The organism is Arthrobacter sp. UYEF20, from assembly GCF_040546335.1.
In the GTDB taxonomy this organism is placed as follows: Bacteria; Actinomycetota; Actinomycetes; order Actinomycetales; family Micrococcaceae; genus Arthrobacter.
Map to the genome: position 1 here is coordinate 450,368 of NZ_JBEPNP010000001.1, position 22,905 is coordinate 473,272.

Here is a 22,905-nt window from a genome sequence, read left to right on the forward strand (position 1 = left end):
AAATCATCGGATCATCCTGCGAGGCAGCAGGAATCACGGTTAGGAAATCACATGGCAACAGAGACAGTTGCGAAACCCCGTACCAGCATGCGGGTGGGTGTCCAGAAGTTCGGGACGTTCCTGTCCGGAATGATCATGCCCAACATCGGAGCGTTCATCGCCTGGGGCCTCATCACGGCACTCTTCATCGAGAAGGGCTGGATACCCGTTCCCCAACTTGGCGGCTTCGGCACCAACGCCGCGGGCGTGCCGAATGTGGGCCTCGTCGGCCCCATGATCACGTACCTGCTGCCGCTCCTCATTGGCTACACCGGAGGCAAGATGGTCCACGGCCACCGCGGCGGCGTGGTTGGCGCCATCGGCACTATGGGCGTGATCGTCGGTGCCGGCATCCCGATGTTCATCGGCGCCATGATCATGGGTCCCCTCGGCGGCTGGACCATGAAAAAGATCGATTCGATCTGGGACGGGAAGATCCGGCCCGGCTTCGAGATGCTGGTGAACAACTTCTCCGCCGGCATCTGGGGCGCCCTGCTGGCCATGCTCGGCTTCTACGGCATCTCTCCGCTGGTCCAGGCCTTCAGCACAGCTGCGGGCAACGTGGTCCAGTTCCTGGTCCACAACGGCCTGCTGCCGCTGACCAGCATCTTCATTGAACCCGCCAAGGTGCTGTTCCTGAACAACGCCATCAACCACGGGGTGCTGACCCCGCTGGGCATCCAGCAGTCGCTTGAACAGGGCAAGTCCATCCTGTTCCTGCTCGAGGCCAATCCCGGCCCGGGCCTGGGTATTCTGCTTGCCTACATGTTCTTCGGCAAGGGCCTGGCCAAGGCATCGGCGCCGGGAGCGGCCATTATCCAGTTTCTCGGTGGCATCCACGAGATCTACTTCCCCTACGTGCTGATGAAGCCGATCCTTATCCTCGCCGCGATCGGAGGAGGCATGACGGGGATCGCGACGCTCGCCGTCACCAACTCCGGCCTGGTGGCGCCGGCCGCCCCGGGATCCATCATCGCCGTGCTCGCCCAGACCGCACGGGACAGCTACTTCGGCGTGATCCTCGCCGTGCTGCTCGCCGCAACGGTCTCCTTCCTGATCGCCTCGGTGATCCTGAAGTCCAGCAAGACACCGGTGGGTGAAACCGAGGAGGACAGCCTCGGCGCCGCCACGTCCCGGATGGAAGAAATGAAGGGCAAGAAGAGCTCCATCTCCTCAGCCCTCACGGGCGCGGGTGCGGGTACCGCCGCCGGTGCCGCTGCCGGAAACGTTGCGGTGCTGGCCGGCCCGGTCAAGAACATCGTTTTTGCGTGCGACGCCGGAATGGGCTCCAGCGCGATGGGCGCCTCGGTGCTGCGGAACAAGATCAGGGCGGCCGGCTTCCCGGATGTCAAGGTCACCAATTCCGCGATCGCCAACCTCAGTGACACCTACGACATCGTCATCACGCACCAGGACCTGACCGAACGGGCCCAGCCCGTGACCGCCGGCGCCGTGCACGTGTCCGTGGACAACTTCATGAACAGCCCGCGGTACGACGAGATCGTGGAGCTGGTCAAGAGCAGCAACACGGAATCGCCGGCAACAGGCCACGGCGCGCACGTTGCCGCAGCCGCCGCAGACACCGCATCGGACGCCGGCGCGGAAGACCGGCCGGAAGCCGAGTCCGGCCCCGCCGGGATCCTGGTGGCCGAAAGCGTGGTCCTCAACGGCACGGCAACCAGCCGCGACGCCGCCATCGACGAGGCCGGCCGGCTCCTGCTGGACCGCGGCGCCGTCGACACCGGCTACCTGGATGCCATGCACGAACGCGAGGAATCCGTGTCCACCTACATGGGCAGCTACCTCGCCATCCCGCACGGCACCAATGCCGCCAAGGACCACATCATGAAGTCCGCGGTCTCCGTGGTCCGCTACCCGGACGGCATCGACTGGAACGGCAAGGAAGTGAAGTTTGTGGTCGGCGTCGCAGGCATCAACAACGAACACCTGCACATCCTGTCCTCGATCGCGAAGGTTTTCACCAACAAGGCGCAGGTGGCACAGCTTGAGGCAGCCACCACGGTCGAGGAAGTCCTGGACCTGTTCGGAAAGGTCAATTCCTAGTGAAGGCTGTTCATTTCGGAGCCGGAAACATCGGGCGCGGATTCGTGGGCCTGCTGCTGCACGAGGCGGCGTATGAGGTGGTGTTCGCGGATGTTGCGGACGCCCTGATCGCCCAGCTGGCGGCCGCGGACAGCTACCAGGTACACGAGGTGGGTGAGCACCCCACCGTCCGCACCGTGGGGAACTTCCGCGCGCTGAACTCCAGCAGCCAGGAGGCGGACGTCATCGCGGAGATCGCGACGGCGGATGTCGTCACCACCGCGGTGGGGGCGCACATCCTCAAGTTCGTGGCCCCCGTGATCGCCAAGGGGATCGCCGCCCGGCCGGCAGGACTGGCCCCGCTGCAGGTGATGGCGTGTGAAAACGCCATCAACGCCACGGACATCCTCAAGGACGAAGTGGCGGCCCAGTGGGATCCGGCATGTGGTTCCCTGGAGGCCGCCGCCGTGTTCGCGAACACGGCGGTGGACCGGATCGTGCCCAACCAGGAGGCAGGGCAGGGGCTGGACGTCACCGTGGAGACGTTCTACGAATGGGTCATCGACCGGACCCCGTTCGCGGGCAAGGAGCCGGTGATTCCGGGTGCGACCTTTGTGGACAACCTGGAGCCGTACATCGAACGGAAGCTGTTCACCGTGAACACCGGGCATGCCGCGGCAGCCTACTTCGGCTTCGAGGCCGGCCTCGAGAGGATATCCGAGGCCATGGCCGATCAGGATGTCGCCGCGGATGTGCGCGCGGTCCTGGACGAGACCAAAGAGCTGCTCGTGGCCAAGCACGGCTTCAACCGTGACGAGCAGGAGGCCTACGTCCAGAAGATCCTGGGCCGCTTCTCCAGCCCGCACCTGCCGGACACCGTGAACCGGGTGGGCCGGGCGCCGTTGCGCAAGCTCGGCCGGCACGAACGCTTCATCGGCCCGGCGGCGGAGCTGGCCGAACGCGGGATCGTCCCGGAGGCCCTGCTCGGTGCGATCGCCGCGGCGCTGCGCTTCAACGATCCGGCCGACGCCGAGGCGGTGGAGCTGGCGAAGATCCTCGCCGTCTCCTCGCCGGAGGAGGCAACGGAAAAGATCACCGGACTGGAGCCGAACCACCCGCTCTTCCCGGCCGTGTCTGCCCTGGTCGAAGAGGCCAAGGCAAGCGTCTAGGTCGTCCCCAGGCAGACGCTCCCTCAGGTCCTGCGGCAAACAGCGAAACCCTCCCTCACATCAAGTGCGGGAGGGTTCGTCGTTTTCGTGGGAAGGTGCGGGAGCGTCAGGGGCGGCCGAAGAGTTTGGGGGCGCCGCCGTCGTTCGCCAGGCCATGGCAGGCTGGTCAGGTGACTTCAAATTCAAGTGACTGGCCCGCCCTGCTAGCATTCGGCCCGCTCGTGGACGCCGACGGCGGAACGTTCCGCCTCCGCACCGCGGAACGGGAGGACCTGCCGGCCATTCTCCGGCTGCTGGCGGATGACCCCTTGGGGTCGGGCCGCGAGGACCCGTCCGATCTCACCCCGTACGTGGCCGCGTTCGAGGCGATCGACGCCGATCCGGCCCACCTGCTGATGGTGGGGGAGTGGACGCCCGGGGACGGGACCGTCAGCCGCGTGGCCGCCACGTTCCAGCTCAGCTTCCTGCCGGGTCTGTCCCGGCAGGGCTCGTGGCGCGCCCAGCTGGAGGCCGTCCGGGTTGCGGGGGAGCTGCGGAGCCACGGCGTGGGCGCCGCGATGGTGCAGTGGGCCATCGACGAATCCCGGCGCCGCGGCTGTTCCCTGATGCAGCTCACCACGGACAAATCCCGCACGGGCGCCCACCGGTTCTACGAGCGGCTGGGCTTCACGGCAAGCCATGAGGGGATGAAGCTGGTCCTCTGAGCCTGGTCCGACACAGGCTATCCCCGCTCCGGCCCCGCGTGCTTCGACGTCCAGGCCTGGCTGTGGAGTCGCTCGAATCCGTCCAGAAGGAGATCGAGAGTGAACTCGAACTCAAACTGGTCATCGCAGCCATGTCCGACCACCGAGTCGTCGTCGTGCCTGGCGGCCGTGGCAATCTGCAGAATGTTCGGATACAGCACGGACATCTGCTGGAACCTGACGGCCTGGACCCCCGGGGGCACCTCAGCCTGAGCTTCACCGTCCGGAATGGCTGGCGAATCGAACAGTTCCTGCGTAAACCCCCACATCCGGCTCCCGATGGCATGCATGACGTGGTGTGTGAGATCGACCGAGACGCCGCCGGCCAGGAACATGCCAATGAACGAGTCCATGTACTCAAGTACGGCGGGGGTCTGCTTGGTGCGGGTCTCGAGGACCTGACGGGCCCATTTGTGGTGCTGGAGCACGCGCCTCGCGGAGAGCACTCGAAGCCGGACTGCGCTCTTCCAGTCGGTGCCGCCGGCTGCCGGATCGATCTCGCCGACGATGACTTCAACCATGCCATCGAGAAGTTCTTCCTTGTTGGCTACGTGCTTGTAGAGCGCCATCGGTACCACGTCGAGTTCTTGGGCGAGCCTGCGCATGCTGAGCTGGCCGATGCCCACCTCGTCGGCGAGCGAGACGGCTGCCCGCAGCACCCGGTCCCGGCTCAGGCGCATGCGCCGTTCCACTGCAATCTGCTGGGCCAATTTCCCTCCTCCTGTCGATTCCAATCTACGTCATTGACAGGTGTACGCCGTACACCTTAGTGTCATGTTCACTAGGCGTACGCCGTACACCTCAGGCGCGAACTAAGGAGTTTCCCATGAAAGCAACAAGGCGAGCCGCCGTCGTCGCCGGTGTGTTCTTCCTCCTCACCGAGATCGGCGCAATCGCCGGCATGATCCTCTACGGTCCTCTGCTGACAGGGACTGACTACATCGTCAGCACGGGCACCGACACCAACGTGCTGCTGGGTGCACTGTTCGAAGTGATCCTGGCCATCTCCAACGTCGGGACGGCGGTTGCGGTGTACCCGGTCGTCAGGCGGCACAATGAGTCCTTCGCCCTGGGCTACCTGAGCGCCCGCCTCCTTGAGGCCGCCGTCATCGTTGTCGGCATCATCAGCCTCCTCACCGTCGTGACTCTGAAACAGGATCTGGCCGGTACGCCCGACGCCGACGCAGCCACGTTCGTCACCGTCGGCAGGTCACTCCTGGCCATCCATGAGTGGACCTTCCTGTTCGGGCCGAACTTCGCGCTGGGAACCGCCACATTGCTGCTGGCCACCCTGATGTTTACGTCCCGCCTCGTGCCCCGCACCCTCGCCGTGCTGGGCCTCGTCGGTGGCGCGCTGGTCTCCGTCTCGGCAATCGCCGTGATGTTCGGAGCATACGAACAGCTCTCCACCTTTGGGTTCCTGGTGGCGCTTCCGGTGTTCGCCTGGGAGGTCTTCCTCGCAATCTGGCTCATTCTGAAAGGTTTCTCCCCCTCGGCTCTAGCCGGGAGCATTGCCCGGCGGGCCGGTACCGCCGTCGTCGCAGGAGTTTCACGGTGAGGGCCGCCACCTACCGGCAGTCCGGCCCTCCGGAGGTCGTCCGCATCGAGGAGACCGCCAAACCCGCACCGCGCCCCGGTGAAGTGCTCATCAAAGTCCATGCCAGCACGCTCAGCACCGCAGACCGCCGCGCCCGCAGCCGCAGCGTTCCCCGAGGACTTCAGGCGTTGGCCGCACTGGCCCTCGGCATCTTCAGGCCCCGGACCCGCGTCCTCGGGATGGATGTTGCCGGCGTAGTAGAGGCCGTAGGCCCGGACGTGAGCGCATTCACGCCAGGCGATGAGGTGGTCGCGATGCTCGGCGCCAGGTTCGGCGGCCATGCCGAGTACGTGTCGGTTCCGCAGGACGGGGCCATCACGTCCAAACCCCGCAGCATGGGCTTCGAGCAGGCCGTGACACTGGTTTTCGGCGGACTCACGGCACACGGATTCCTGACCAGAGCGGCTATCAGGCCCGGCGGCACCGTCCTCGTCAACGGGGCCTCCGGTGCCGTGGGTACGGCTGGGGTACAGCTCGCCAAACACCTGGGCGCGCGCGTCACCGCTGTATGCAGCGACGCCAACCGGGACCTGGTCACGTCGCTGGGCGCAGAACGGGTGATCGACTACGCCACGGAGGACTTCACCGCCGGGACACAGGCCTACGACGTGATCATGGACTGTGTCGGCAACGCCACTTGCGAGCGGGTCGAAACGTCCATCAACCCGGGCGGGGCTCTGCTGCTCATCATCGCCGACCTCAAGGCGATCCTTCTCGCGTCCGGCCGGAGCCGGCGAAGCGGAAAACTGGTCACCGCGGGCAACATCAAGTACACCGCTGAAGACTTCGTTAACTGTCGCCTCAGGGGGGGCTCGGGAGGTCGTGGAAAGGTCAGGACCTGGCGGAGCCCTTCGGCACGAACAGGGTATCGGCCTGCTCCAGGGACATGCCGTTGGTCTCCGGCACCTTGAACATCACGAAGAAGAACGACGCCGCCGCGAACAGTGCGTACATGGCGTAGGTCAGCGGAAGGGAGGCGGCGGCCATCGTCGGGAAGCTCAGGGTGATGGCGAAGTTGGCGATCCACTGTGCCGCTGCGGCGAGGCCCAGGGCGCGGGCGCGGATGCGGGACGGGAAGATCTCGCCGAGGAGAACCCAGACGAGCGGGCCCCAGGAGGCTCCGAAGCTGATGACGAAGACGTTGGCGGCGACCAGCGCGGCCGGGCCCCAGGCGCCGGGCAGGGAGATCGCGTCCCCGGATCCGGTGGCGGAGCTGAAGGCCAGCGCCATGGTGCCCAGCGAGAGGGCCATGCCGATGGAGCCGGCCAGCATGATGGGACGGCGGCCGATCCGGTCCACCAGGGCGATCGCCACAAGCGTCACCAAAATATTGGTGACGGCGGTGGCCACGGAGATGGTGAGCGAATCCTTTTCCTGGAAGCCCACGGCCTTCCACAGCGTGGTGGAGTAGTAGAAGATCACGTTGATGCCGACGAACTGCTGCAGCACGGACAGGATGATGCCGATCCAGACCACCGGCTGCAGGCCGAGGGCCTTACCGCGCAGGGAGCCCTTCTGGCCCGCGAGCTTGTCCTCGTCGATGGCATTTTTGATATCGCGCAGGTGGCGGTCCGTGTCCTGGTTCGGAGCGATCGACTTGAAGACCTTCAGGGCCTCCTCGTCCTTGCCCTGGAAGACCAGGAAACGCGGTGATTCGGGCAGCGTGTAGGCGATCCAGCCGTAGACGACGGCGGGGACGGCCGCGGCCATGAACATCCAGCGCCACGCCTCCATGCCGAACCAGAGGTTCTGGTCCGCGCCGCCGGCCGAGTTCGCGAACAGGGCGTCGGAGAGGAGAGCGGCGAAGATACCGGAGGTGATGGCCAGCTGCTGCAGGGAGGCCAGACGTCCGCGGACGTGGCGGGGCGAGATCTCAGAGATGTAAGCCGGGGCGATCACGGAGGCCAGGCCGATGCCCAGCCCGCCGACCAGGCGCCAGAAAATCAGGTCCCAGACGCCGAAGGCGAAGCCGGTGCCGATGGCGCTGATGAGGAACAGCAGCGCGCCGATCTTCATCGCGGGGATCCGGCCGTAGCGGTCGGCGACCTTGCCGGCCAGGTAGGCCCCCGCCGCGCAGCCGAGCAGTGCAATGGCCACGGCGAATCCGGTCACCGCTTCACTCAACGCAAATTCGTCCTTGATGGCATCAACGGCACCGTTCACCACCGAGGAGTCGAATCCGAAGAGGAAGCCGCCTACGGCACCGGCAAGCGCAAGCCACACCACCCGCTGGGGGATCTTGGCGGTGGTTTGCTCCTTGGCGATGGACATGGGGCTCCCTGGGGGTGGGTTGGGTTTGTGCTGTGCGGACGTCGTCGTCGGAAGTCGGCCCTGTTGGCCGGCGCACACGCGCTAAACAGTGTGGCACGTCACCGCCGGCGGTTCCACTTCATTTCCGGACAAGGGCGGCGACGGCGAGCCCTGCGTCCGGTGAGCGTCGCCGCTGCGGGGGCCACCCGCCGTCGTACGCTTCTAACGTTTCTGGTGAGCCGTCACATCACGCAGACTTTCACCCGCGCTGAACCGTGGCGGCCCGGATTTCCGGGGGTACGGCAACGGCAGGCAGTCCAAAAGACTGCCTGTCGTGACGCGGGGCGGTGCCGGGAGGTCCTAGCGCTCGAACCTAGTGCGCGGCCACGGACTCGGCGCCGGCCTTCGCTGCGGCCTTCGGGTCCGTGAGCTTCTTGTTCGGCAGGGCGAAGCTGATCAGGAAGGCGATGCCGGTGAGCACGGCTGCGGTGAGCATGACGGCGTCGATCGACTGGGCGAAGCCTTCGGTGATGGGCCGGGTCAGGGTCGGGTTCGCCTGGTGCAGCCAGCTCGTGTCATTGAGCGAATCGTTGCTCGCGCCGTTCTTGAAGAACGCGTAGAGCGGGGCGTTGGCCGGGTCGGCGGCCACTGCGGGGTCCTTCAGGACCTTGAGGAAGTCCGCGTTCTGCATGGCGTCCTTCATGCCGCTGGCGACCTTGTCCGCGGCCAGGCTGAACAGCATGGAGATGAACACGGCCGTGCCCACGGCGCCGCCCATGGAGCGGAAGAACGCCGCCGAGGAGGTCCCCACTCCCATGTCCTTCGCCGGCACCGAGACCTGCATGGCCAGGGTGAGCGGCTGCATGCAGAAGCCCAGGCCGAGGCCGAAGAACACCGCGATGGCACCCGGGACCCAGAGCGGGGTGTCCACGCCGAGCGAGAGGCCCATGACGGCGGCGGCTCCGGTCAGGATGGCCGTGCCCAGGATCGGGAAGACCCGGTACGTGCCCGACGCCGAGATGGTCCGGCCCGCGGTGATGGAACCGGTGAGGATGCCCACCGTGAACGTGATCATCATCAGGCCGGCCTCGGTGGGGGTGAGGCCCTTGACCAGCTGCAGGTACATCGGCAGCATCGCGATGGCCCCGAACATCCCGATGCCGATGATGAAGTTCAGCAGCGAGGACAGGCCGAAGGTGCGGTTCTGGAACAGCCGGAGCGGGATCAGGGCGTAGTCGCCGGCACGCTTCTCCGCCAGCAGGAACGCCACGATTCCCACGACGCCCAGGCCGATGCAGAGCAGGGAGCTCACGGAGGTCCAGCCCCAGCTGCGGCCCTGTTCGGCCACGAGCAGCAGCGGCACGATCGCCAGGGTGATGGCCGCGGCGCCCCAGTAGTCGATCTTCTGCTTCACGTGCTGGGTCGGCAGGTGCAGGTAGAGGAACACGACGGCGAGGGCGGCGAGGCCGATGGGCAGGTTGATGAAGAACACCCAGCGCCAGCCGTCGAAGCCCAGGATGTTGGCGGAACCGGCGAAGGCACCGCCCACCACCGGGCCCAGCACCGAGGAGATGCCGAACACGGACATGAAGTAGCCCTGGTATTTGGCCCGGTCCTTCAGGGTCACGATGTCGCCGATGATGGTCAGGGCGAGAGCCAGCAGCCCGCCGGCGCCCATGCCCTGGATGCCGCGGGCGATGGCGAGTTCGGTCATCGAGTGGACCGACCCGGCGTACAGCGAACCGGCCAGGAAGATCAGGATCGCGGCGAGGTACAGCGGGCGCCGGCCGAAGATGTCGCTGAGCTTGCCGTACAGCGGGGTGCTCACCGTCGACGTGATGAGGTATGCCGTCGTCGCCCAGGCCTGCAGCGAGAGACCGTCGAGGTCGTTGGCGATGGTGTAGATCGAGGTGGACACGATGGTCTGGTCCAGCGAGGACAGGAACATGCCGAGCATGAGGCCCACCATGACGGTGATGGTCTGACGGTGGGTCAGGACCTCTCCGGCCGCGCGTGCAGGGCTGGTTTTGGACATGGCTGCTCCAGGGGGAAGTTTTTGGGTTCAAGCATGAAAGTTGCTTTCAGTAACTATCCTAGGTGCTGCTTTGTTCCCCCCGCCACCAGATAAGGCCTGTCTCTCAGCCCCCTCTCAGCGTTCGACCTCAGCGTTCCCTCTCAGCGTTCGATAAGCATGCCGTCCGGGTCGCACCAGATCATGGCACCGGGCCGGATCCTCACGCCGTCAATCTCCAGCTCCACATCGAGCTCCCCGGCGCCGGCCTTGGCGCTCTTGCGCGGGTTGCTGCCCAGCGCCTTCACCCCCAGCGGGAGTTCCGCGATGGCGGTCCGGTCGCGGATGGCGCCGTTGACCACGACGCCGGCCCAGCCGTTGCTGACGGCGCTCGCCGCGATCATGTCCCCCATCAGAGCCGTGCGCAGCGAGCCGCTGCCGTCGACCACCAGGACGGCGCCGCCGCCCGGGGCGGCCAGGGTCGACTTGACCAGGGCGTTGTCCTCGAAGCAGCGGATGGTCCGGGCCGGGCCGTTGAAGTGCGAGCGGCCACCGAGGGACTGGAACTGGAGGGCCACGGAGTCGAGCTCCTCACCCCGTTCGTCGTAAAGGTCGGCAGTGTTGACGGTGGATGCGGCCATTGGTGCTCCTTGGACTGGGAAAAAGACGGCGGATCTTGGTCCCCACGATAGTCTGGTTCCACACTGATCTTCTGCCTGAGTCGTCAGTTCCGGGGGGAACCACATGAGCCTGTCCGATATACCCGGAGCAGCTCCGGATCCTGCCCTCGACGGCACTCCCGCAGGCAACCCGAACGGGCACCCGGACAGCAACCCGGACGGCCATCCCGCCGGAAGCGCGACGGCGGTGGCGCTCGCCGAGCCCGAGCGGCGCGTCCGTCCGGCCTGGACCGCGGGCGTGGTCCTGGTCAATCTCGGCATCAACGCGGCGTTCTTCGGCCCGATCCAGGTGCTGCTCGGCCAGCAGGCGGCGGCCTTCAGCGAAGGGGACAAGGAGGCCATCCTCGCCCTTGTGACCGGTGCCGGTGCCGCGGTATCGCTGGTGGCCAACCCCCTGTTCGGTGCGTTCAGCGACCGCACCACCTCCCGGCTGGGCCGCCGGGTGCCGTGGGTGCTCTTCGGGGCGGTTCTCGGCGCCGCGGCCCTGATCGCGCTGGCGGGGGCGCCGAACGTCGCCGTCATGACGCTGCTCTGGTGCCTCGTGCAGGCCGGCTGCAACGGCGCCTATGCCGCCATCACGGCCGCTATCCCGGACCGTGTGCCGGTCCCGCAGCGCGGCGCGGTGGGCGGCCTCGCCGCCATGGGCCAGACCGTGGGGATCCTCATCGGCGCGGTGATCGCCGCTGCCGTCACGGGAAACTTCGCCGCCGGGTACCTGGTCTGCGCGCTGGCGCTGCTCGCCGGCGTCGTGCTCTATTTCTTCAAGAACGACGACGTCCCGCTGCCCCCGCAGGCACGTCCCCCCTTCAGCGTGGCCGGCTTCGCCAAGAGTTTCTGGATTTCCCCGGCGCTCTACCCGGACTTCGCGTGGGCCTGGCTGACAAGGCTGCTGGTGAACATCGGCAACCACATGGTCACGCTCTACCTGCTCTTTTTCCTCAAGGACGCGGTCCACCTGGAGGAAACGCAGGGCATCGCACCCGAGTTCGGCGTGCTGATCCTGACGGGCCTGTATGCCGTCATGGTCATCATCACGAGCGTGATCGGCGGCCCGCTGAGCGACCGGATGGGCAGGCGGAAGCCGCTTGTCATCATCTCCTCGGTCATCATCGCGGTGGCCTCGCTCATTCTGGCCTTCGCGCCGACCTGGACCGGGGCCCTGATCGGCGCCTCGGTGCTGGGGATCGGCTTCGGTTGCTACCTCGCGGTGGACTTCGCCCTCATCACCCAGGTGCTCCCCACGGCGCTGAACCGCGGCAAGGACCTGGGCGTCATCAACATCGCCAATTCCCTGCCCCAGGTGCTCGCGCCGCTTATCGCCTTCCCCTTCGTGACGCTCTGGGGAGGCTACGTGTCGCTCTACGTGGCGGCCGCGGTGATCGGTCTGCTGGGGGCCGTCTTTGTGGTCAAAATCAAGGGCGTTGACTGAACCCTGAACCCGGGCACGTTGCGGCCGGGGAGCCCGGGCCGGCCCGGGCGGGCGCCCGGTCCGGTGACGTATAGTGGACGGGAATTGCCGCGGCAGCGCTGGGGAGGAACTCCTTGCGGCTGCCGAGAAAAACGACCCCCGGAACGCTGCTGATGCCTGAAAATCACTCAGACCTGCCACCGATGGCCCCTCCGCCCACCCTGCCCCGGCAGCGTCTGCGCTACACCCGGATTCTCGAGGTCGCCGCCGGATTCGTCCGCAAGGGACTCGACTCCGTGGTCCTGTCCGAGGTCGCCGCAATGGCCGACGTCCCGCTGGGAACCCTCTACCGCTACTTTCCCTCCGCCACCCAGCTCGTCCTGGCGCTGTACCGCAAGCAGCTCGCGGAACTCTACGCGGCCACGGAGGCGCCGGCCGCGACAGGGGACAGTCCGGCGCCCGGCGCCCCTGCCGCCACCGCCACCACCACCGCCACCGCCACCGCCGTACACCTGAAGAAACCGACGGGACGTTCCGCGAATCCGTCTGCGGGAAACTCCCGGGGGGAGGTTCCCGTCCAGGCGCTCGCCGGGGTGGTGATGGAGATCTTCCACATGCGCCTCATGCAGCCCGCCGTCGAGCAGTGCCTGAGCAAAGTGGTCTACGTGAAGGGCACCGACACCACCCGGCTGCTCCGCGAGATCGACGCGCTGGCGGAGAAGGCCGTCACCGCAGCCAGCGGCGACGCCGCCGTTTCCCGCGTGCTGCTGCAGACCGTCACCGGCCTGGTGCAGTCGGTCCGCTGCCGCCGCCTGTCCCTCTTCGAGGCCGAGGAGGACCTGAAGAAGGCCTGCTCCCTGCTGTCGCGAGCCCGCCAGGCCCCGTCACCGGTCTAGACCAGTAACGGCCAAAAGTCACACTTCTCAGCGAGACAAGTCGCGGCAGCACGAGGAAAAACGTTTCACCATATCTTCGCAGTCGTCTTCCGGCACCTTGCCGGCGTGCAGCGTTGCTTACCATTGCAGAACCGGAGCGGCCCCGCCGCCAGCAGTCCCCGGAGCTTCACCGCCGGCCCGCCATCCTTGGGCCGCTACCGACGTTCCCCCAGCCCATCTTGAGCATCCCTGTGCTTGAGCTTCCATGAGCCGTGCGCCCACGGTGAGCCCCAGGAGACAACGACGTGTCCACTGAAACGATCATTCCCGCCGACACCACTTCCCCCGCAGAGCCGGCAGCCGTGCTCAGCGACGAGGAAATCTTCGCATCCCACCAGGGCGGCAAGCTTTCGATTTCCAGCACCGTCCCGCTCGCCAGCAAGCGCGACCTTTCGATTGCCTACACGCCGGGCGTCGCACAGGTCAGCCGCGCCATCGCCGCCGACCCGGAGCTGGCCAAGACCCTCACCTGGGCGCAGCGCCTCGTGGTGGTGGTCAGCGACGGCACGGCCGTCCTGGGCCTCGGCGACATCGGCGCCAGCGCCTCGCTGCCCGTGATGGAGGGCAAGTCCGCCCTGTTCAAGGCCTTCGGCGAGCTCGACTCCATCCCGCTGGTGCTGAACACCACCGACGTCGACGAGATCGTCGAGACGCTCGTCCGGCTGCGCCCGAGCTTCGGCGCCGTCAACCTCGAGGACGTCTCGGCGCCACGCTGCTTCGAGCTCGAGGAAAAGCTCATCGAGGCCCTGGATTGCCCCGTCATGCACGATGACCAGCACGGCACCGCCGTCGTGGTCCTCGCCGCCCTGACGGGCGCCGCGAAGGTGACCGGACGGGAGCTGGACGGCCTGCGCGTCGTGATTTCCGGCGCCGGTGCGGCCGGAATCGCCGTCGCCGAGATCCTGCTCACCGCCGGCATCGGTGACGTTGTGCTGCTGGACTCCCGCGGCGTGATCAACAAGGACCGCGCCGACATCGCCGCTGATCCCGCCAGCAAAAAGGCCCAGCTGGCCGGGCGCAGCAACCCCCGCGGCATTTCCGGCGGCCCCGGCGAGGCGCTGATGGGTGCGGACGTCTTCATCGGCGTCTCCTCCTCCAAGCTGGCCGAGGAGCACCTGAAACTCATGAACCACAGCTCCATCGTCTTCGCCCTGTCCAACCCGGACCCGGAAGTCCTGCCGGAGGTCGCACGCAAGTACGCGGCCGTCGTCGCCACCGGGCGCAGCGACTTCCCGAACCAGATCAACAACGTCCTCGCGTTCCCCGGGATTTTCCGCGGCGCCCTCGACGCCGGCGCCCGCCGGATCACCCCGGCGATGAAGCTGGCCGCGGCCCGCGCCATCGCCGCGCTGGCCGAGGACGAGCTCTCCGCGGACTACATCGTGCCGAGCCCGCTGGACCCGCGCGTGGCCCCGGCCGTTTCGGCCGCCGTCGCCGCGGCGGTGGAAGCGGAGTAACTACAGCTGAACCGACGACGACGGCGGCGCTACCCCCTTTCCCGACGGGGCAGCAGTCGCCGTTGCCGTCGTCGCCCGCGCAGCCGGCGCCGCCCGCCGCACCACGCCCTGAACCATAGACTGGGGCGATGAACCCCGAGACTATTGTGACGATCCTCTGCGGCCTGGCCATTCTGGTGGGCGTGGCCGGGACCATCATCCCGGTGCTCCCCGGCAGCCTCCTGATAGGGCTGAGCCTGCTGGCCTGGGCGGTCTGGGGCGGCGCCGGAACCACCGGCTGGGTGGTGTTCGGCATCGGCCTGGTGTTCGTCCTGGCCGGGATGGCGGCCAGTGCCGTCCTGACCGGACGCAAGCTCAAACAGCACAGCACCCCAGCCGCTCGGTCGTGGCCGGGCTGGTCCTGGGCGTGGTGGGCATGTTCATCATCCCCGTCGTGGGGCTGTTCGTGGGCTTCGCCGCCGGGCTTCTGCTCAGCGAACTGCACCGCACCCGCGTCTTCGGCACCGCGGTGGCCTCCAGCTGGGCCGCGCTGAAGGCCACCGGGCTCGGCATGATGGTCGAGTTCGGCCTCGCCTGCCTCGCGGCGAGCACCTGGGTGATCGGCCTCTGGGTGGTGGCCGCCGCCTAGTTGATGGGTCTGGACAGTCGTGGTGGCCGCTGCGCTGCGTTCCTGCCCAGTTACTCCCGCCCGCGAGGCGCCGGCTGCTCCGGGATCGCCGGAAACGCATGGGGTTCCGGTGCGGGACGACGAAGCAACCGGGAAGGAACGACGCACTACCTGCCTCCGGACGCAGTCAGTCAATCCCGGAGCCCACTAGCATGGGTGCATGAGCGCCGGACCCGCAGAATCCGCCCCCCAGCGACCTCTCCTGTACCGCGACACCCGCGACCTGTCGCCCTTCCGCAAGCCGCTGGTCCGGGCCGGGCTCTGCTACCTGATGTCCGGGCTGCTGGCCTACTCGCACGGCGGGTACCTGCGCGCCGCCGAACTGCTCCAGCGCGGCCTGTCCGTCAGGAACGACGACGACGCAAACCGCTACGCCTCCGAGTACCTTTCCGGTGTGCTCACCCGGGTGGAGGTGGCCGAGCGGATCGAGGTTCCGGTCCTGTTCAGCGAGGAGGCCGTGTTCCTCGCCCTGTCCCACTCGCTACGGGAGACCCGGCCAGGCGGAGGCCGCGCTGGCGGCGTTTGCCGGGATGCCGGCGTCGTTGCCGATGGCCCTGGCCCGCTGCTTCCTCGCGGCCTCGCTGGGGCGGGATGCGGAGGTGGCGGCGGACACCGAGGGCCTTCTCAATGGCGACGACCTCTCGGCGGCGCTGCTGCTGGTTCGGGCCCGTTCGCTGCGGAAACTCGGCGACGACGGTGCCGCCCGGGCCGCGCTGCAGGAAGTCCTGCGCCGCCGGAAGACGGACTTCACGCTGCGCAGCGATGCCCTGACCGACCGTGCGCTGCTGCTGCTGGACAACGGCCGGAAGTCGCTGAACCCGCGGGAATGGCAGCGCCGGAAGCCGGCCGAACTGGAGAGTGAGAAAGTGGTCCGGAAGGATGCCGAGATGCACGAACTCTGGGACCGCGAATACGGCCGGGCGGCCGACGACGATAGCGGTCGACGACGATAGTGGCTGACGCTGACGTGCTCCCGTCCCAGCTCAGGCCGCATATTCAGGTGCCCGGTACCCTTGCGGGCCCAGGGAACCGGGAGTACAAACAAGGCATGAGAGACGCCGCCGCCCGCTGGGTTCAGCACTACATCACGGCCTGGGGCTCCAACGAGCCGGACGACATCCGGGCCCTGTTCACAGAGGACGCCGTCTACTTCACCCGCCCGGATGAGGCGGAGCCGTGGCGCGGGCGGGAGCAGATCGTAGAGCGCTGGCTTGCCGCCCGGGACGAGCCCGGCGACTGGACCTTCGAGTGGAAGCTGCTGGCGCTCGACGGCGGCCGGGCCTTCGTGCAGGGCCTCACCACCTACCAGGGGGACCGCCGCAGCTACGACAACCTCTGGATCATCCAGCTCACCGCGGACGGCCGCGCGTCGTCCTTCACCGAGTGGTACATGCCGCGCAAGTGACGGTTCCACCCGAAGGGCGGTGGCTCAGCCGCGCGACAGGGCCTGGCCCAGCAGCGGCACAAGCTGTTCGGAGAGCAGCACAACGCCCAGCACCACCATGATGATTCCGCTGGCGAGGGTCACCCGCCGGGCTGCTCCTGGCCGGGAGTGCAGGAGCTTCCGTGCCAGCAGCGCCACGCAGGTGTAGACCACGGCCACCAGCAGGACGAAGGTCAGGCCCAGAAGCCCGGACTGTACCGGCACCGGCAGGGACGCTTCGGGGCTGACGAACTGCGGCACCAGCGCCACATAGAACAGCAGGCCCTTCGGGTTGATGCCGCTGGTGCCCATGCCCTGGAGGAACGTCCGGAACTGGTTCGCCGGTTCAGGTCCTGGTGCGGGGAAAGCTTCAGCGGCACCGCCGCCGGAGCTCGCTCCGCGCCAGGACCGGATGGTGGTGGCTCCGAGCCACAGGAGGTAGGCAGCCCCGGCCACGGTCAGCCAGCCCAGCACGCCCGGGATGCCGGTGAGCAGGGCGGCCAGGCCCGCCACCAGGAGAACGGTGTGCAGCAGGTAGCCGCCGCAGAGTCCCGCGACGGCAGGCACGAAGCTGCGCTGCCTCAGGCCTGCGGTGATGGAATACGCCCAGTCCACCCCGGGCGTGCAGGCGAGTGCGCCGGAGACGACCATGAAGGCAAGAAATAGCTGGGGATTCATGCGGGACTCCTGAGGTGTGGTTACAGGAGAAAGTCTAGGCAATTAGGGGCCAAAAGTGTTCGCTTTTTTCGCGGTGAAACGCGTCAGCGCGGTAAGATTATTGCGTAATGGACCACATTGACAGAAATATTTTGCGCCACCTCAAAGAGGACGGCCGCATGACGGCCACGGCACTCGCCGCCAAGGTGGGGCTGACCGTGGCGCCCTGCCACCGGAGGCTTCGTGATCTGGAGGTCTCCGGCGTGATCCGCGGCTACCGGGCAGACATTGACCCGGCGGCCGTCGGACTGGGGTTTGAGGCCATCGTGTTTGTCACCCTGCGGCAGGTGGACCGCGCCACGATGGAGATTTTCGAGAACCGCGTGGCGGACAACCCCAACATCGTGGAGGCCCAGCGGCTGTTCGGCTCGCCCGACTACCTGCTCAAGGTCATCGCCGAGGACCTGCCCGCCTACCAGCGCTTCTACGACGCCGAACTGACCTCGTTGCCCGGCGTCGAACGGCTGACCTCGACGCTGGTGATGAAGAACCTGAAAACCAACATCGGGCCGCCCGTCTAGCCAAATTTTCGGATTAACCCGGCGCTGATGCTCGGATGCGGTCCGCCTCAGGCGCCCAGCAGCCCGGTAGTGCGGTACGGGATGACCTCGCGGAGGAACATGCTGGTGGAGGTCCGCACAATCCCGGGGCAGAGCCGGATTTCCTCGGAGACCCGGTACAGATCGTCCGGGCTCCGGGCCACCACCCGGATCAGCAGGTCCGTGTCGCCGGCCGGCGCGTGGCACTCGAGCACCTCGGGGATGTTCCGCAGCGCGGCGATCGCCTCGTTCAGGTGGCTCTGGTCCAGCTCGGCGCTGACCGACGCCGCGACGCCCCGGCCCAGGGAGGACGGCAGCACGCGGCTGCTGTTCGGACGAAGGGCGCCCGACGCCGTCATCCGCTCCAGGCGCGACTGCACCGTTCCGCGCGCCAGGCCCAGTTTCTGGGCCAGCACCATGATCGGCACCCGGGGGTCCTCATCGAGGGCGACCAGGAGGCGCCGGTCCGTCGCGTCGAGTTCCTGCAAAGTGACCACTTCCTGTCTGTCATCACGGCCCGCATTGGTCAGACTGACCAGTGCGAATGATGTCCATTGCACCAACTGTAGGACTTCTGTTGAAATGGTGGCAACAAAGGGACGCAGGCCACCGCCGGATCCCGATAGGCTACGGGCACCCCGGCACACCACCCGGACCCTGGATGAGGCTTCCCGCAAGGAACCCGCCGCTGATTGACTCTTGTTCACACCATCGTCATTCCGCACACACGGCAAGAGCCCCTGAGCCACCGGCGTCGGTTTTCCCGAAGTCATCGGTAGCTGAGGGGGCTCTTGTGTTTGCTCCTGTCCTGCTGGGAATAGGGTGGTCCCATGACGTCCGCCGGCCGCTTCGCCCCCAGCCCCTCCGGCGAGCTGCATGTGGGAAACCTCCGGACGGCCATCCTGGCGTGGCTCTTCGCCCGCTCCACCGGCCGGCGGTTCCTGATGCGCGTGGAGGACCTGGACCGGGCCCGGGCCGGCGCCGAGGCGGAGCAGCTCCGCGATCTGGCGGCGATCGGCGTGAGCTGGGATGGCGGCGTCGTCCGCCAGACGGACCGCGGGGCCCACTATGCGGGGGCGATCGCCCGGCTCAGTGCGGCGGGCCTGACGTATGAGTGCTTCTGCACGCGACGCGAGATCCAGGAGGCCCCGTCCGCGCCGCATGCCCCGCAGGGCGCCTATCCGGGCACCTGCCGGGACCTGTCCACGGCGGAACGTGAGGCCAAGCGGTCTGCCCGGCCCGCGGCGGTCCGGCTCCGTTCCGCCGTCACCGAAGCGACGGTGCAGGACGTGCTGCACGGCAGCTACACCGGCGTGGTGGATGACTTCGTGCTCCGGCGCAACGACGGCGTCACCGCCTACAACCTGGCCGTGGTGGTGGACGACGCCGCGCAGGGCATCGACCAGGTGGTCCGCGGCGACGACCTGCTGCCGTCCACGCCCCGGCAGGCCTACCTCGCGTCGCTGCTGAATATGCCCGTTCCGGAATATGCCCACGTGCCGCTGGTCTTGAACGCCGACGGCGCCCGGTTGGCCAAGCGCGACGGCGCCGTCACGCTCGCCGACCTCGCCCTCACCGGCGTGGCGGTGGACCGGTTGCGGGACGCCCTGCTGGCCTCCCTCGGCCTGCCGGCCGGACCGCTGGAGTACGCACTCGCGGTCTTCGATCCCGCCGCGCTGCCGCGGGAGCCCTGGGTGTGGCCGGGGCTCAAACCCGCGGGCTCAGAGCTGGCCTGACCGCGCGCGGAGCTCCGCCTTTCGGATCTTGCCGCTGGCGGTCCGTGGCATCTCGTCGACGAACACCACCGACTTGGGGATCTTGTAGCGGGCCAGCCGGCCGTCCAGATGGGTCCGGAGCTGATCTTCGGTGAGCTGGGCACCCTCACGCAGCAGCACCACGGCCCGCGGGACCTCGCCCCATTTCTCATCGGGAACGCCAATCACAGCGACGCTTCCCACCGCCTCAAGTTCGGCGATGGCCTGTTCGATTTCAGCCGGATAGATGTTTTCCCCGCCGGAAATGATCATGTCCTTGAGCCGGTCCGAGACGAAGAAGAAGCCGTCCTCGTCCTTGTAGCCCATGTCGCCCGACTTGAACCAGCCGCCGGGTGCATACGACTCGGCCGTGGCCTCGGGCCGGTTCCAGTATTCAGGGATCACATTGGGACCCTTGATCTGGATTTCGCCCACGGTTCCCGGCGCCGCCGGGTGGCCGTCAAAGTCGGCGATCCGGACGTCGGTGAAGAACTGCGGAAGCCCGGAAGATCCCGCCTTCTCCCGGGACCGGGCGGCCGGAAGCGTGGTGGCCCCGGGGGCTGTTTCGGTCATTCCGTAGCCGTTGGAGAACCGCAGGCCGCGCGCTTCATACGCTTCCAGGACCCGCATGGGCACCGCCGAGCCGCCGCACGTCAGCTTGTTCAGGGAGCCCAGCTCTGTGGTCTCCCAGGCCGGGTCCTCGCACAGCATCTGGTACGTGGTGGGCACCCCGCTGATGGTGGTGGCCCGGTGCTTTTCGATGAGCTCCAGGGTCCGCCGGGCATTGAACTTCGGCTCGAGAACTACGGTGCCGCCCTTGAGGAGCGTCGGCAGCACCCCCATGTCCAGCGACGCCACGTGGAACATCGGCGAAATCATCAGCGCCACATCCGCGGAGGAAAAGTCGAAGTCCACGATCACGTTGATGCAGTTCCAGGTGATGTTCCCGTGGGTCAGCAGGGCACCCTTGGGGCGCCCCGTGGTGCCCGAGGTGTAAAGGATCATGGCGCCGTCGTCCAGCGTGACCGGTTCATCGATGGGCCGGTCCGCGCCGGAGGCCAGCACATCCTCAAAGTCCTCCACCGCCGTCGGCCCCTCAGCGGCGCCGGACGCCGCGCCGTCCGGGGAACCGTCAACGGAATCGTCGACGGCGACGAGCCTCGCCACCGCTGTTCCGGCCGAACCGCGGGCTGCCAGCTCGCCGAGGCTGCCCGCATGGATCAGGGCCTTGGCCCCGCAGTCCTGCAGCTGGAATTGGATTTCGGGCGGCGCCAGCCGGGTGTTGAGCGGGACGAAGACCGCACCCAGGCTCCCGCAGGCGAACAGGGTTTCCAGGAAGGCGGGGTGGTTCTCGCCGAGGTACGCGACCCTGTCGCCTTTGGCTACTCCGCGGTCCCGCAGGGCGTTGGCCAGGCGGGCGCTCCGGTCCGCGAGCTGGTCATAACTGAGTTCATGGTTCCCGCTGATCAGCGCAGTCTTGCTGCCCGACTTCGGGCGGCGACGTTGCAGCCACGAGCCGATGCCAAAATTCTCCACGGCGAGTCCTTTCTATGAAGAGGTTGATACGGGTCAGGCCTGGACCGTCTGGAGGTCGTTGTCCTTCGGTTCCCGGGTCAGGAGGATGAACACGATGGACACTGCCGACATGATTGCCAGGAACCAGACCACGGACGACGTCTGCTGGCCGGAGTCCTTGAAAATCTGCGCCACGATGCCAGGGGTGAATCCGGCACCCAGCAGGGTTGCCAGCTGGTAGCCCAGGGATGCGCCGGTGTAGCGGGAGGTGGTGCCGAACTGCTCGGACACGAACGCCGCCAACGGACCGAAGAGGGTGGAGTGGATCATCAGGCCGATGGCGAAGGCCACGAAGATCAGCACGATGTTGTTGGAGGAGAGCAGCGCGAACATCGGCACGAGGTAGATGACGAAGAGCACCAGTCCGCCGATCATCACCGGCCGCCGGCCCACCTTGTCGGACAGCTTGCCGCCCAGGAGCACGAACACGATGGAGACCAGGGAGGCCGCGGCATAGGCATACAGTACGCCCTGCCGGTCGGCGCCCTTGGAGACGGTGTAAGTTACGGCGAACGTGGCCAGGACCACCTGAAGCCCAAAACCCGCGGCGCCGGCGAGCATGGTGAAGATGAGGGTCTTGGGCCGACGCAGCACCTGCAGCAGCGGCATCACCGGCTTGTCTCCGCCGGTCCCGCTCATTTCCTGCTCTGCCTTTTCCTGTTCCAGGGCAGCTTTGAAGATGGGGCTTTCGGAAACCTTCAGCCGGACGAACATGCCCACCCCGAGCAGCACGAACGAGAGCAGGAACGGCACGCGCCAGCCCCACGCGAGGAACTGGTCGTTCGGCAGGGCGGAAAAGGTGCCCATGATGAGCGTGCCCAGGACGGCGCCGGTGGGGGCGCCGGCATTGACGAACGAGGCCGCAAAGCCGCGTTTCCCCGCTTCCGAGTGCTCGAGCGCCATCAGGGCAGCTCCGCCCCACTCTCCGCCCACGGCGATGCCCTGGAAGACGCGCAGGATCACGAGCAGCACCGCGCCCCAGGGGCCAATGACCGAGGCTCCCGGTACCAGGCCGATCAGGGTGGACGCCACACCCATGACCAGCATGGAGATGATCAGCATGCCCTTGCGGCCCATCCGGTCGCCGAAGTGGCCGAAGATGATCCCGCCGAGCGGGCGGGCCACGTAGCCGGCGGCGAACGTGGCGTAGGCGGCCACAACGCCCACCCAGTCGTCCATGCCGGAGAAGAAGACCTTGGGGAAGACCACGGCCGACGCGGTGGCGTAAAGGAGGAAGTCGTAAAATTCGATGGTGCTGCCCAGGTAGCTGGAAGCGATGACGGTGCGCGCTTCCTTGCGACGCTCGGCGGTACCCATGGCTTGAAGCTGGGTGAGTCCGGACATGGTTGTTCCTTTTGAACGGAGGAGAAAAAGGGGGCTGGTCGGGGCGTTACTTGTAGAAGCGGGCCAGGAACTCAGCCACGACGGCGGGGCGTTCCTGGCCTTCGATTTCGATGACGTTGGATACCTTGATCTGGGCGCCGCCCTTGACCTCCGTGACCTCTGCGATGGTGGCCTGCATGCGGATCCGCGAACCGACCTTGACCGGGGAGGTGAAGCGGACCTTGTCGAGCCCGTAGTTGACCTTGGTGGTGACGCCGTCGACGTCGAACAGCTCGCCCCAGAACGGGATGATGAGCGAGAGCGTGAGGAAGCCGTGGGCGATCGGGGCGCCGAACGGGCCGTCCTTGGCGCGTTCCGGGTCCACGTGGATCCACTGGTCGTCACCGGTGGCATCGGCGAACTTGTTGATCTGTTCCTGGGTGATTTCGCGGTATTCGGTGGCACCGAGGTCGGTGCCGGCGAGGGTGAGCAGTTTGTCGAAGTCGACGACGAGATTGGGCATGGTGTCCTCCTGGAGGGATTGGTTAGGTAGGGAACTGTCCGACGGCGGCGCC

General features: G+C 67.2%; 20 protein-coding genes and 2 pseudogenes. 13 read left to right on the plus strand and 9 right to left on the minus strand.

Annotated features, from left to right (window positions below; translation table 11 throughout):
* Positions 1-51 precede the first annotated feature (51 nt).
* From ABIB26_RS02150 to ABIB26_RS02160, 3 genes are all read left to right on the plus strand, one after another.
* Entirely contained in the window at positions 52-2,103 is a 2,052-nt protein-coding gene (locus ABIB26_RS02150; protein ID WP_354239125.1) for a PTS mannitol transporter subunit IICBA, read from the plus strand.
* The gene (locus tag ABIB26_RS02155) at positions 2,103-3,251 is read left to right on the plus strand and encodes a mannitol-1-phosphate 5-dehydrogenase (protein WP_354239127.1); all 1,149 of its coding nucleotides are present in this window, start codon (positions 2,103-2,105) and stop codon (positions 3,249-3,251) included. The genes ABIB26_RS02150 and ABIB26_RS02155 overlap by 1 nt, the downstream gene beginning before the upstream one ends.
* A gap of 170 nt (positions 3,252-3,421) precedes the next feature.
* Positions 3,422-3,955, plus strand: a complete 534-nt coding sequence (locus ABIB26_RS02160) for a GNAT family N-acetyltransferase (protein ID WP_354239129.1) — start codon at positions 3,422-3,424, stop codon at positions 3,953-3,955.
* Between the two features lie 17 nt (positions 3,956-3,972).
* Here the strand turns inward: ABIB26_RS02160 and ABIB26_RS02165 are convergent, their stop codons facing one another.
* Positions 3,973-4,674, minus strand: a complete 702-nt coding sequence (locus ABIB26_RS02165; RefSeq protein WP_354239286.1) for a TetR/AcrR family transcriptional regulator — start codon at positions 4,672-4,674, stop codon at positions 3,973-3,975.
* Positions 4,675-4,820: 146 nt separating this feature from the next.
* Here ABIB26_RS02165 and ABIB26_RS02170 point away from each other — a divergent pair, with 146 nt between their 5' ends.
* Entirely contained in the window at positions 4,821-5,552 is a 732-nt protein-coding gene (locus ABIB26_RS02170) for a DUF4386 domain-containing protein (protein WP_354239131.1), read from the plus strand.
* A complete protein-coding gene (locus ABIB26_RS02175; protein ID WP_354239133.1) occupies positions 5,549-6,502 on the plus strand; it encodes an NAD(P)-dependent alcohol dehydrogenase in 954 nt (317 codons plus the stop codon). Before ABIB26_RS02170 ends, ABIB26_RS02175 begins: the two co-directional genes overlap by 4 nt.
* Here ABIB26_RS02175 and ABIB26_RS02180 read toward each other — a convergent pair.
* The 3 genes from ABIB26_RS02180 to rraA form a co-directional block, all read right to left on the minus strand.
* Entirely contained in the window at positions 6,423-7,862 is a 1,440-nt protein-coding gene (locus ABIB26_RS02180) for a sugar porter family MFS transporter (protein ID WP_354239134.1), read from the minus strand. The genes ABIB26_RS02175 and ABIB26_RS02180 overlap by 80 nt on opposite strands.
* A gap of 352 nt (positions 7,863-8,214) precedes the next feature.
* Positions 8,215-9,876, minus strand: coding sequence for an MDR family MFS transporter (locus ABIB26_RS02185; protein ID WP_354239136.1), 1,662 nt, complete (start codon positions 9,874-9,876; stop codon positions 8,215-8,217).
* A 140-nt stretch (positions 9,877-10,016) separates the two neighbouring features.
* Positions 10,017-10,493: a ribonuclease E activity regulator RraA gene (gene rraA, locus ABIB26_RS02190; RefSeq protein WP_354239138.1), complete on the minus strand. Its 477-nt coding sequence runs from the start codon at positions 10,491-10,493 to the stop codon at positions 10,017-10,019.
* Positions 10,494-10,596: 103 nt separating this feature from the next.
* Between rraA and ABIB26_RS02195 the strand changes: the two genes are divergently transcribed.
* From ABIB26_RS02195 to ABIB26_RS02220, 6 genes and pseudogenes are all read left to right on the plus strand, one after another.
* The gene (locus ABIB26_RS02195) at positions 10,597-11,961 is read left to right on the plus strand and encodes an MFS transporter (protein ID WP_354239140.1); all 1,365 of its coding nucleotides are present in this window, start codon (positions 10,597-10,599) and stop codon (positions 11,959-11,961) included.
* A 152-nt stretch (positions 11,962-12,113) separates the two neighbouring features.
* Positions 12,114-12,836 (plus strand): TetR/AcrR family transcriptional regulator, encoded by a 723-nt coding sequence (locus ABIB26_RS02200; protein WP_354239141.1) that lies wholly within the window; start codon positions 12,114-12,116, stop codon positions 12,834-12,836.
* A 302-nt stretch (positions 12,837-13,138) separates the two neighbouring features.
* Entirely contained in the window at positions 13,139-14,332 is a 1,194-nt protein-coding gene (locus ABIB26_RS02205; protein ID WP_502913606.1) for an NAD(P)-dependent malic enzyme, read from the plus strand.
* Between the two features lie 128 nt (positions 14,333-14,460).
* A pseudogene (locus tag ABIB26_RS02210) lies at positions 14,461-14,960 on the plus strand (DUF456 domain-containing protein).
* 292 nt (positions 14,961-15,252) lie between these two features.
* A pseudogene (locus tag ABIB26_RS02215) lies at positions 15,253-15,952 on the plus strand (hypothetical protein); the annotation flags it as partial.
* Positions 15,953-16,047: 95 nt separating this feature from the next.
* Positions 16,048-16,404, plus strand: coding sequence for a nuclear transport factor 2 family protein (locus ABIB26_RS02220; protein ID WP_354239145.1), 357 nt, complete (start codon positions 16,048-16,050; stop codon positions 16,402-16,404).
* A 24-nt stretch (positions 16,405-16,428) separates the two neighbouring features.
* Here the strand turns inward: ABIB26_RS02220 and ABIB26_RS02225 are convergent, their stop codons facing one another.
* Positions 16,429-17,100: a LysE family translocator gene (locus ABIB26_RS02225; protein WP_354239147.1), complete on the minus strand. Its 672-nt coding sequence runs from the start codon at positions 17,098-17,100 to the stop codon at positions 16,429-16,431.
* Between the two features lie 107 nt (positions 17,101-17,207).
* Between ABIB26_RS02225 and ABIB26_RS02230 the strand changes: the two genes are divergently transcribed.
* Positions 17,208-17,660 carry an Lrp/AsnC family transcriptional regulator gene (locus tag ABIB26_RS02230; RefSeq protein ID WP_354239149.1) on the plus strand — a complete coding sequence of 151 codons (453 nt, stop codon included), beginning with the start codon at positions 17,208-17,210 and terminating at the stop codon, positions 17,658-17,660.
* A gap of 47 nt (positions 17,661-17,707) precedes the next feature.
* On the opposite strand, the gene ABIB26_RS02235 is transcribed toward ABIB26_RS02230, so the two are convergent.
* Complete coding sequence (locus tag ABIB26_RS02235; protein WP_354239288.1) at positions 17,708-18,166, minus strand: Lrp/AsnC family transcriptional regulator; 459 nt, start codon at positions 18,164-18,166, stop codon at positions 17,708-17,710.
* Positions 18,167-18,508: 342 nt separating this feature from the next.
* Here ABIB26_RS02235 and gluQRS point away from each other — a divergent pair, with 342 nt between their 5' ends.
* Complete coding sequence (gene gluQRS / locus ABIB26_RS02240) at positions 18,509-19,414, plus strand: tRNA glutamyl-Q(34) synthetase GluQRS (RefSeq protein ID WP_354239151.1); 906 nt, start codon at positions 18,509-18,511, stop codon at positions 19,412-19,414.
* Here the strand turns inward: gluQRS and menE are convergent.
* Genes menE through ABIB26_RS02255 form a run of 3 tightly spaced genes read right to left on the minus strand, consistent with a single transcriptional unit; the run spans position 19,400 to position 22,853 of the window.
* The gene (menE, locus tag ABIB26_RS02245; RefSeq protein WP_354239153.1) at positions 19,400-20,968 is read right to left on the minus strand and encodes an o-succinylbenzoate--CoA ligase; all 1,569 of its coding nucleotides are present in this window, start codon (positions 20,966-20,968) and stop codon (positions 19,400-19,402) included. The genes gluQRS and menE overlap by 15 nt on opposite strands.
* A gap of 33 nt (positions 20,969-21,001) precedes the next feature.
* Positions 21,002-22,351, minus strand: coding sequence for an MFS transporter (locus ABIB26_RS02250; RefSeq protein WP_354239155.1), 1,350 nt, complete (start codon positions 22,349-22,351; stop codon positions 21,002-21,004).
* 46 nt (positions 22,352-22,397) lie between these two features.
* A complete protein-coding gene (locus ABIB26_RS02255) occupies positions 22,398-22,853 on the minus strand; it encodes a MaoC family dehydratase (RefSeq protein WP_354239157.1) in 456 nt (151 codons plus the stop codon).
* Positions 22,854-22,905 lie beyond the last annotated feature (52 nt).

What these genes read in the sequence shown, in the direction of transcription:
- ABIB26_RS02225 (WP_354239147.1), bottom strand. Translation starts at nt 17,100, where the DNA reads ATGAATCCCCAGCTATTTCTTGCCTTCATGGTCGTCTCCGGCGCACTC.
- ABIB26_RS02165 (WP_354239286.1), bottom strand. Translation starts at nt 4,674, where the DNA reads ATGCGCCTGAGCCGGGACCGGGTGCTGCGGGCAGCCGTCTCGCTCGCC.
- rraA (WP_354239138.1), bottom strand. Translation starts at nt 10,493, where the DNA reads ATGGCCGCATCCACCGTCAACACTGCCGACCTTTACGACGAACGGGGT.
- ABIB26_RS02200 (WP_354239141.1), top strand. Translation starts at nt 12,114, where the DNA reads ATGCCTGAAAATCACTCAGACCTGCCACCGATGGCCCCTCCGCCCACC.
- ABIB26_RS02195 (WP_354239140.1), top strand. Translation starts at nt 10,597, where the DNA reads ATGAGCCTGTCCGATATACCCGGAGCAGCTCCGGATCCTGCCCTCGAC.
- ABIB26_RS02230 (WP_354239149.1), top strand. Translation starts at nt 17,208, where the DNA reads ATGGACCACATTGACAGAAATATTTTGCGCCACCTCAAAGAGGACGGC.
- ABIB26_RS02185 (WP_354239136.1), bottom strand. Translation starts at nt 9,876, where the DNA reads ATGTCCAAAACCAGCCCTGCACGCGCGGCCGGAGAGGTCCTGACCCAC.
- ABIB26_RS02250 (WP_354239155.1), bottom strand. Translation starts at nt 22,351, where the DNA reads ATGTCCGGACTCACCCAGCTTCAAGCCATGGGTACCGCCGAGCGTCGC.
- gluQRS (WP_354239151.1), top strand. Translation starts at nt 18,509, where the DNA reads ATGACGTCCGCCGGCCGCTTCGCCCCCAGCCCCTCCGGCGAGCTGCAT.
- ABIB26_RS02170 (WP_354239131.1), top strand. Translation starts at nt 4,821, where the DNA reads ATGAAAGCAACAAGGCGAGCCGCCGTCGTCGCCGGTGTGTTCTTCCTC.
- ABIB26_RS02150 (WP_354239125.1), top strand. Translation starts at nt 52, where the DNA reads ATGGCAACAGAGACAGTTGCGAAACCCCGTACCAGCATGCGGGTGGGT.
- ABIB26_RS02180 (WP_354239134.1), bottom strand. Translation starts at nt 7,862, where the DNA reads ATGTCCATCGCCAAGGAGCAAACCACCGCCAAGATCCCCCAGCGGGTG.
- ABIB26_RS02220 (WP_354239145.1), top strand. Translation starts at nt 16,048, where the DNA reads ATGAGAGACGCCGCCGCCCGCTGGGTTCAGCACTACATCACGGCCTGG.
- ABIB26_RS02255 (WP_354239157.1), bottom strand. Translation starts at nt 22,853, where the DNA reads ATGCCCAATCTCGTCGTCGACTTCGACAAACTGCTCACCCTCGCCGGC.